Genomic DNA, 407 nt, shown 5'->3' on the forward strand with positions numbered 1-407 from the left:
CATGTCCAGCGCTGGTTGGAAGGGGTCGTGATACAGTTGGCGCTTGCCACGACCGTGCTGGAGGTTCGCTACCTGCTGACGGATGGTCAGCCTTTCACGGGGCACCTTTCATTCCCGGAGCTGTCCGTGCAGGTGCTGGCACTTGGTGGTGTGGCGGCGGGCTATGCCTGGCGTGCCAGCGGCTCGGTCCAGAATGTCGCCTTGTATCGCACATTGGCCTATGTCGTTGGAGGGCTGGCAGCAGTCATCTGGCTTGCGGGTGTCGTATTGGCGTACAACCCGCTATGGCAGAGGGCTGATGTGGGCCGCTGGCCGCTGGTGAACTGGCTGCTGCCTGCCTATGGTATGCCAGCATTGGGGGCTGTTCTGGTCTGGCACCTTGCGGGGGCCGGCACGCGACTGCGTCA

General features: G+C 63.4%; 1 protein-coding gene. It reads left to right on the forward strand.

What is annotated here, in order from left to right; genetic code table 11:
* Positions 1–54: 54 nt before the first annotated feature.
* Positions 55–407 (forward strand): DUF2339 domain-containing protein (locus HUS66_RS17525; protein ID WP_340162771.1); only part of this gene is annotated, 353 nt, incomplete at its 3' end.

It is taken from the genome of Onishia taeanensis, from assembly GCF_013349955.1.
GTDB classification, from domain to species: domain Bacteria; phylum Pseudomonadota; class Gammaproteobacteria; order Pseudomonadales; family Halomonadaceae; genus Onishia; species Onishia taeanensis_B.